General features: G+C 42.8%; 9 protein-coding genes. 8 read left to right on the forward strand and 1 reads right to left on the reverse strand.

Translation table 11 applies throughout. The features are described 5' to 3' along the window. Positions 1–96 precede the first annotated feature (96 nt). A complete protein-coding gene (gene metG, locus AB4238_RS11385; protein ID WP_372033555.1) occupies positions 97–2139 on the reverse strand; it encodes a methionine--tRNA ligase in 2043 nt (680 codons plus the stop codon). 160 nt (positions 2140–2299) lie between these two features. Here metG and apbC point away from each other — a divergent pair, with 160 nt between their 5' ends. The 8 genes from apbC to AB4238_RS11425 all read left to right on the forward strand — a co-directional run bounded on the left by apbC (position 2300) and on the right by AB4238_RS11425 (position 8743). Then, on the forward strand, positions 2300–3415 hold the full coding sequence (gene apbC / locus AB4238_RS11390; protein ID WP_371995400.1) for an iron-sulfur cluster carrier protein ApbC: 1116 nt from the start codon (positions 2300–2302) through the stop codon (positions 3413–3415). A gap of 9 nt (positions 3416–3424) precedes the next feature. After that, positions 3425–4063 carry a uridine kinase gene (gene udk, locus AB4238_RS11395; RefSeq protein ID WP_372033556.1) on the forward strand — a complete coding sequence of 213 codons (639 nt, stop codon included), beginning with the start codon at positions 3425–3427 and terminating at the stop codon, positions 4061–4063. Between the two features lie 131 nt (positions 4064–4194). Beyond that, the gene (gene pabC / locus AB4238_RS11400; RefSeq protein WP_372033557.1) at positions 4195–5013 is read left to right on the forward strand and encodes an aminodeoxychorismate lyase; all 819 of its coding nucleotides are present in this window, start codon (positions 4195–4197) and stop codon (positions 5011–5013) included. Then, positions 5010–6020, forward strand: a complete 1011-nt coding sequence (gene mltG / locus AB4238_RS11405) for an endolytic transglycosylase MltG (RefSeq protein ID WP_372033558.1) — start codon at positions 5010–5012, stop codon at positions 6018–6020. The genes pabC and mltG overlap by 4 nt, the downstream gene beginning before the upstream one ends. Further along, entirely contained in the window at positions 6017–6661 is a 645-nt protein-coding gene (gene tmk / locus AB4238_RS11410; RefSeq protein ID WP_371995396.1) for a dTMP kinase, read from the forward strand. The genes mltG and tmk overlap by 4 nt, the downstream gene beginning before the upstream one ends. A gap of 1 nt (position 6662) precedes the next feature. Then, positions 6663–7580 carry a DNA polymerase III subunit delta' gene (holB, locus tag AB4238_RS11415; protein ID WP_372033559.1) on the forward strand — a complete coding sequence of 306 codons (918 nt, stop codon included), beginning with the start codon at positions 6663–6665 and terminating at the stop codon, positions 7578–7580. A gap of 6 nt (positions 7581–7586) precedes the next feature. Then, on the forward strand, positions 7587–7913 hold the full coding sequence (locus AB4238_RS11420) for a PilZ domain-containing protein (RefSeq protein WP_372033560.1): 327 nt from the start codon (positions 7587–7589) through the stop codon (positions 7911–7913). Positions 7914–7954: 41 nt separating this feature from the next. Next, positions 7955–8743 (forward strand): TatD family hydrolase, encoded by a 789-nt coding sequence (locus tag AB4238_RS11425; RefSeq protein ID WP_371995393.1) that lies wholly within the window; start codon positions 7955–7957, stop codon positions 8741–8743. Positions 8744–8866 lie beyond the last annotated feature (123 nt).

Genomic DNA, 8866 nt, shown 5'->3' on the forward strand with positions numbered 1-8866 from the left:
TAATGCAATTGGTATTAATAAACGCATTCCAGCACGAGACAACAGATACAAAAAAGCCGCTCATTTTAGAGCGGCTTTTTAATGAGAGAGTGACAGCTACATCACTCGCATGCCAGGTTTAGCACCTGCATGTGGCTCTAGGATCCAGATATCTTTACCGCCAGGACCTGCGGCTAATACCATACCTTCTGATTCACCGAACTTCATCTTACGTGGCGCTAAGTTTGCCACCATCACGGTATGCTTACCAATCAAATCCTCTGGTGCATAAGCAGATTTTATGCCTGCGAAAACTTGTTTAGTTTCGCCGCCTAAATCTAGCTCTAAACGCAGTAGCTTGTTGGCCTTCTCGATATGTTCAGCTTTGGCAATAAGCGCAATTCGAAGATCAACTTTGGCAAAATCATCAAAGCTTATCTCGGCGGCTAACGGCTCTTTTTCGAGTTCCGTTTGCTGAACCTCAACTTTTGGTGTTTCTGCTGCGGCAACTTGAAGGTTTTCAGTTGAAGCTTCAATAATTGCCTCTATGCTCTTCATCTCAATACGTTGCATAAGTGCTTTAAATTTAGCAATTTCATGACCAGCTAAATCGGCATTGATGTTGTCCCAAGTCAGTTCCATTTTAAGGAATGTTTCAACATCTGCTGCAAGCTTAGGCAGTACCGGCTTTAGGTAAGTGACTAAGATACGGAACAAGTTAAGCGCATTACTACACACTTGATGGGCTTCTTCTTGTTTAGCCTCGTCTTTAATTAGCTGCCAAGGTGCTGCATCAGCAACATAAGCGTTAGCCACATCGGCAAGTGCCATGATTTCACGCATCGCTTTACCGTATTCACGTGTCTCGTATAGGTTAGCAATCGTCTCCTGCTTGGCGACAAAGCTGTCAGTCAAGCTGCTATCGGCGATTTTAGCCAACTTGCCATCAAAGCGCTTGCTGATGAAACCGGCAGTACGTGAAGCAAGGTTAACTAATTTACCGACAAGATCTGAGTTAACCCGTTGAGCAAAGTCTTCTAGGTTTAGATCTAGGTCATCAATTCTACTGCTTAGCTTAGCCGCGTAGTAATAACGTAAGTATTCTGGGTCTAAGTTATCAAGGTAAGTCCGCGCTTTAATAAACGTTCCTTTAGACTTTGACATCTTTGCGCCGTTTACGGTGACGTAACCATGGGCATAGACACTAGTAGGCTTACGAAGACCAGCACCTTCGAGCATTGCAGGCCAGAATAAGCTGTGGAAGTAAACAATGTCCTTACCGATGAAGTGATATACTTCAGCAGATGAGTCCTTACTCCAAAAATCATCGAAGTTTAAGTCATCGCGCTTATCACATAGGTTCTTAAATGAGCCCATGTAACCAATGGGTGCATCTAACCACACATAGAAGAATTTACCTGGAGCATCCGGGATCTCGAAACCGAAGTAAGGAGCATCGCGAGATATATCCCACTGTTGCAAGCCTTGTTCAAACCATTCGCTAAGCTTGTTGGCCATCTCTTGTTGTAAAGAACCAGAGTTAATCCACTCTTTTAACATACCTTCAAAAGCGGGTAGGTCGAAAAAGAAGTGCTCGGTATCTTTCATCACTGGAGTAGCGCCAGAAACTGCAGAATATGGGTTTAACAGGTCTGTAGTGCTGTATGTTGCACCACAGTTGTCGCAGTTATCGCCGTATTGATCTTCACTCTTACATTTCGGGCAAGTGCCTTTAACGAAACGGTCAGGTAGGAACATCGATTTTTCAGGATCGAACAACTGTGAAATAGTTTTGGTTTTTATATAACCTGAATCACGCAACTTGATGTAGATTTCACTGGCGAGCTCACGGTTTTCTTCGCTGTGAGTACTATGGAAATTGTCAAATTGAATGTTGAAATCAGCAAAATCTTTTTCATGCTCTTTTTGCACTTGAGCAATCATCTCTTCTGGCGCAATGCCCATCTGCTGTGCTTTAAGCATAATAGGGGTGCCATGAGCATCATCGGCGCAGATATAGTGACATTCATGCCCACGTAATTTTTGAAAACGTGACCAGATATCGGTTTGAATGTACTCCAGCATGTGGCCTAAATGAATTGGACCATTGGCATATGGGAGTGCGCTAGTGACTAAGATTTTACGTTGTGAATTTGCCATCTTTTCTCGAAATCGCTGGGAACCTAAATAGAATGGAATAGATACTAACCGATCCAATGCATAGTTTCATTAAATCCTAGCGTAACTGTGGTAAATCTAGACTAATGTTTGCTTTAAATTCTGGTACAATTGCGCAAATCATATTTAGGGGGTCTCCATTTTGTCTTCATCTCATCCAAACTATCATCTCAACGATGATCTTCTCGGTCCTGTTTTAGCCATTCTTGATGCGTTCCAAGATCCATATTTAAACAAAAGCTTTTTAAGCGCTGGCATGGTGACTAAGCTAGCAATTGAAGGTAAGCGCTTGCAACTTGGCTTGTGCTATTCATACCCATGTCAAACGCAGTATCAAGACATTGTTATGGCAGTAACTAAGGAACTCGCTGTACTGGATGCCATTGATGAAGTTGAATGTGAAATTGATTTCCAACCAGAAACTGTTTCTGCAATTAGTGCGGTAGAGCCACTGCCGAATATTAGGCAAATTATTGCAGTGGCTTCAGGTAAAGGCGGCGTGGGTAAGTCAACCACTGCAGTTAACCTTGCATTAGCTCTCGCCAGTGAAGGTGCTCGAGTCGGTATATTAGATGCTGATATTTACGGGCCATCAATTCCGATGATGTTAGGCGTTGAAGACTTTAAGCCTGTTTCCCCAGATGGAAAAATAATGACAGCTGCAAATGCGCATGGTATTGCAGCGCAGTCAATTGGCTTTATGTTAGATGGTGACCAAGCTGCGGTATGGCGTGGCCCAATGGCTGCAGGCGCTTTAGTTCAACTTCTTACTGAAACCGAGTGGCCTGAACTTGATTACATGGTCATCGATATGCCACCAGGAACCGGTGATATTCAACTTACCTTGTCGCAAAAAGTGCCAGTAAGCGGTGCTGTGATTGTGACGACCCCGCAAGATATCGCGCTGGCTGATGCTAAAAAAGGTGTCAGCATGTTCGAGAAAGTTAATATTCCAGTGTTGGGTATTGTTGAAAATATGAGCTTTCATTTGTGCCCTGAGTGTGGTCATAAAGACCATCCATTTGGCGCTGATGGTGGCGCAAAAATGGCCACTCGTTACAATGTACCTCTATTGGGTCAATTGCCTCTGCAGCTTAATATTCGCGAAGATGTCGATAAAGGAACTCCTACTGTTGCCGCCGACAGTGAGTGTCAAGTTTCTAATATATATCGTGAAATTGCGCGTAAAGTAGGCGCTCAGCTTGCGTTATGCCAAGCGCAATCTAAAGTATCTATAAGTATATCGGACGACGAGTAAGGTCTTAAAATGAATTCAAAACAATGTGTTGTTATCGGAATTGCTGGTGCTTCTGCGTCAGGTAAAAGCCTTATCGCTAAAACGATATATGAGGAGTTGTGTCGTGATCTTGGCACTGACCAAATCGGTGTAATTGCAGAAGATGCCTACTATCGTGACCAAGGTCATCTTTCGATGGATCAACGAGTACTCACCAATTACGATCATCCAAAAGCATTAGACCATGAGCTGTTGTGTAAACATCTTCAAGCACTTAAAGATGGTAACCCAGTTGATATTCCTGTTTACAGTTACACTGAACATACTCGTACTGACGAAAAAGTAAACTTGACCCCAAAGAAAGTCATAATTCTTGAGGGGATCTTATTACTGACAGATCCTGCTCTTCGCGACCAAATGGATGCGAGTGTGTTTATGGATACACCGCTCGATATCTGTTTCATGCGCAGATTATCTCGTGATGTGGCTGAGCGTGGCAGAACGATGGAATCGGTCATGTCTCAGTATACTGAAACAGTGCGTCCAATGTTTTTACAGTTCATTGAACCGTCTAAACAATATGCGGATATTATTGTTCCGCGTGGTGGTAAGAACCGTATCGCGACCGATATTCTTAAAGCGCGTATACAGCACCTGTTAGCAAAGTAAATTAGCGATGGTCACTATGCGTTTAATAGCTGTAGAGCAGTATTTAAAAAACCGCTCTATATCTAGGGTGCATAGTGCTATATCTGCAATTTTACGGGTCGCTGTGCAGGCAAAATTAGTCAGGATAGCTAATGTCGACAATTTGGGTTAATGGACAACCTGATGCCGCGATTAACCCTCTTGATAGAGGGTTAGCCTACGGTGATGGTCTATTTGCAACAATGCGAGTACACAAAAGTGAGATTCAATTCGTTGAATCTCACTTTTTGCGATTGACCCAAGGCGCAAAACGCTTGGGGTTTGACTGGCAGCCGTCACTGAGTCTTCGTGCACTTTTGTTAGAATGCGCTCAAAAACATCCCCAATCGTGTCTTAAAGTTTTACTTTCCCGTGGTGTTGGTGGACGAGGCTATACGCCGCCACATACCAATCAATCGACTAATGAAATTGTATCGGTTCATCCGTTTCCCGAAGTTTACCAACGTTGGCAAAATCAAGGGATAAGCTTGCAATCTTCAGCTATTTTATTAGCGCGACAACCACGTCTTGCTGGAATGAAACATTGTAATAGACTCGAGCAGGTACTGATTAAATCGGAGCCACTCACCGCGGGCTATGATGACTGGTTAGTACTTGATGCTCAGCGAAATATTATCGAATCGTCGATGGCTAATCTATTTTTTATAACTGAGGCTGGCATCCTGACTCCAAAACTTGCTTATGCTGGTGTTGCTGGCATGATGAGAGAGCAGGTGATCTATCAACTTTTGGATATGAATTTTAAAGTTTCGGTAACTGAAATAAATCTAAGTAAACTGTCTAACGTTGACCATGCATTTATAACCAACAGTTTGCTTGGCGTTGTTGATATCAATTTAATCGATCAACATATTTTACAAAAAGCACCTTTTACATCTTTATTAAGAGAGCGACTTAATCTGACATTATGAAGAAATTTTTAATTGGTTTTTTTGCGACTGGCTTTACGCTACTGACAATTGCTGCGCTTGGCGGATACTGGGGCTACCAAACGTTAACGCAGTTTGCTCAATCACCGTTAAAGATAGGCGTAGCCCAGGAGTTAGAGATCCAACGAGGCACTTCATTTAACCAGTTTAGTCAGCTGCTTAGACAACAAAATCTTATTGAAGATGATGGCTGGAAACTAAAATGGTTAGTGCGATTAAACCCTGAGCTGGCACAGATAAAATCAGGTTTATATGATGTTGCTCCTGAGGATACCGTGACAAGCTTGTTGGAGAGAGTTGTCTCAGGCAGAGAGAAATCCTTCGCACTAACGCTATTAGAAGGACAGAGCATAAAGGAGTGGCAACAGCTACTTCTCACGCAGCCTAAACTTAAGTTTGATGAAGGCATGTTTACGCAAATTTTGCTTGATAATGGTGATACTTCTGGATTGGCTGAAGGTAAGTTTTTTCCAGACACTTACCATTACCGGGCCAATAATTCAGCCCGAGCATTATTGCAAGAAAGTTATCGAAAAATGCAAGCTGAACTCGATAGTGCTTGGCATAATCGCCAACAAGGACTGCCTTTAAAATCCTCCTATGAACTACTCATCCTTGCATCGATAATCGAAAAGGAGACAGGGAAGGCTAGTGAGCGACCTTGGATCTCAGCGGTATTTATCAATAGATTAAATAAAGGCATGCGTTTACAAACAGATCCTACTGTTATTTACGGCATGGGTGAACGTTATGAAGGCAATATTACTCGCAAAGATTTAAGAGAAAAAACAGCTTTTAATACCTATCGAATTAATGGCTTACCGCCTACACCCATAGCGGCACCGAGCCTTGCTGCTATTCAGGCTGCTGCAAATCCAGCAGATGTAGATTATTTTTATTTTGTCTCTCGAAATGATGGCAGCCATGTATTTTCAAGAACACTGCAAGAGCATAATCGGGCAGTGAACAAATATCAGAGAAATCGATGACTATAGAATCAACCACGGTTAAAAATGCAAAATTCGTTGTTATAGAAGGCTTAGAGGGGGCGGGTAAATCGAGTGCCATTGCTTTAGTGCGAGATTTTATTGAAAAGCACACTGGGCAAGCCCCCGTATGTACCCGAGAGCCAGGTGGGACACCTTTAGCTGAGCAGATGCGTGACTTAGTAAAAATTGCCAATGAGTCAGATCCATTATGTGATGAAGCTGAATGTCTCATTTTTTATGCCGCCAGAGCACAATTGGTCGCTAATGTGATAAAGCCATCGCTTGCTGAAGGCAAATGGGTTTTAGGTGATAGACATAATTTATCTTCGCTCGCTTATCAAGGCGGAGGCCGCGGGCTAATGCCGTTAGTTTCATCAATTAGTGAGGCTACGCTAAAAGGTTTTAAACCTGATTTGACACTTTATCTCGATATTGACCCAAAACTGGGGCTAGCGCGAGCAGCTAATCGTGGCGAACTGGATCGTATTGAACAACAAGAGATAGAGTTCTTTAATCGCACAAGGGCGACATTTTTGTCATATGCAGACAACGACGATTCAATCATGATTATTGATGCGAGCCAAAGTATGGCAGCTGTACACAAAGATATTATCGCCGTCTTACAAGATCAGGCTTGGTAGCATGCAACAGTTACCTTGGTTGCAAAGTGCGAGTGATACGTTTAATGCACAGTTAAAGCGTCAACAGGTCGCACATGCCTATCTTATCGGTTTGGATGCCGGTTATGGCGGTGAAATACTGGCACTGGATCTGGCAAAGGCATCACTATGTAGCCAGGTCGGACAAGCGGGTGGCTGCGGTTTTTGCAAAGCGTGTCAGCTAGTAGAGGCGAATAGTCATCCAGACTTTTATCAAATTGAAGCTGATGGCGCGCAAATTAAAGTCGACCAGATAAGAGGATTATGTCAAAAACTGACAACGACTGCTCAGCAGGGCGGTCGGCGCATTGCCGTGATTTTAAATTGTGAGCGACTCAATCAGGCTTCAGCGAATGCGTTACTTAAAACACTCGAAGAGCCCGGTAAAGAAACGATATTGCTGTTGCAAGCTAACTCGCCAAGCCGTTTGATGGCAACGATAAGCAGTCGCTGCCAGCGCGTTCAGGTGAAACTTCCTTCCAGAGCTGACGTTAAGCATTGGCTCAACGATCAGTTAAAAACATCCGCTGATTATAGCTGGTGTCTACCAGTCGTTGGTGGACCGCTAGCCATAGTATCTGCTATTGAAAGTGGTCGCTATCAAAGCCTTTTAGCATTTAGAAAAGGTTGGATTGAAAGTTTGTCGTCAAAGCAGCTCTGTGCTAGTTTACAAAATGTAAACGAAAAGCAAGTTTCTGACGCAATTAAAGTTTTATACCTTGTATTGCATCGAAAGCTGGTAACAGACAATAAGCTAGACCCATTAATACGTTCAGCTATTGTCACTTTTTCAGCTAAAATCATGCAGCAAGAAACACGCCTTTCTATAATGCCAACAATCAATGTATTGGGCTTGTTTGAAAGCATTGTGCTTGAATATATACATATAATGGAAAACTAACTCTTTATGACAAATCTTGTTGTTAATTTTGACACCTTGCACCAGCTATATAGGGCCTATATGCCTTTCATTAAGCCTGCGGGGTTATTTATTGGCAGCACAGATAACTTTGTACTTGGGCAATCATTGTCCGTGGTTTACCGTTTACCGGGAACGACTGAAAAGATGCAGTTCGAAGGTTCAGTAGTGTGGATAAATCCTTTAGGAGCTCCTGGTGGGCGTCCTGTAGGTATAGGGGTTAAAATTGTATCAGAGCCTGATTTACATAAGCACCATATTGAACAGCTTTTGTCACACGAACTGTCCTCTTCTGATTTGACCTGCACTATGTAGCTCGGTAGACTTGCTCTCCTTTTTGCTTGTTGGACTCTCCTGTGCTTATCGATTCACATTGCCATTTAGATCGTCTTAAAACCGCGCCAGATCATGATTCACTAAAAAATATCATTAGTGCTGCCAAAGCCCGTGATATCGCTTATTTCCTTTGTGTGAATGTTAGGCAACAAGGTTTTTTAGAGATGAAGCAGAAAATGGCGTCGTTCGATGAAGTGTTTCTATCAGCAGGCGTACACCCTTTAGATGTCCAAGATGGCCTTAACGTAGAAGAGATAGAGCTCTTTGCCCGTGATGAAAAGGTCGTCGCTATAGGTGAAACTGGGCTTGATTATTTTTATGCTAATGAGACTAAAGCGTTACAGCAATCTTGTTTTGAACAGCAAATTGATTTGGCCGTTAAGGTTAAAAAACCTCTGATTATCCATACTCGCGATGCTCGAGAAGATACCCTTAATTTTTTAAAGAGGGGCAATGCAGACTCAGTAGGAGGTGTTTTACACTGTTTCACCGAAAGCTGGGATATGGCAAAAGCTGCAATAGATATGGGATTTTATATTTCGGTTTCAGGCATTGTCACATTTAAGAATGCTGGTGAACTGCGTAACGTGATAAGAAAAGTACCAAAAGATAGATTGTTGGTTGAAACTGATTCACCGTATTTAGCCCCCGTTCCTCATCGTGGTAAAGAGAATCAACCAGCTTTTGTTCGTGATGTTGCCGAGTTTGTCGCGGAGCTTCGAGGTGAGAAATATCCTGATGTGGCCGAGTATACGACTGAGAACTTCTTTAAGCTATTCAAAGATGCTGCGCGCCTTGCAGGTAGATAATACTTTGCTGATCTAATCGGATCGGCTTTGTCGTCGTTACAGCAATTGCATTTAAAGTGTGACAATTCAGCGGGAATTCAAACGCGGTAGGCAAGTAGTGAGATTTGAGCTAATAGTTATTCT

Origin of the sequence: Shewanella sp. 10N.286.45.A1 (genome assembly GCF_041470405.1) — a bacterium.
Taxonomy (GTDB): Bacteria; Pseudomonadota; Gammaproteobacteria; order Enterobacterales; family Shewanellaceae; genus Shewanella.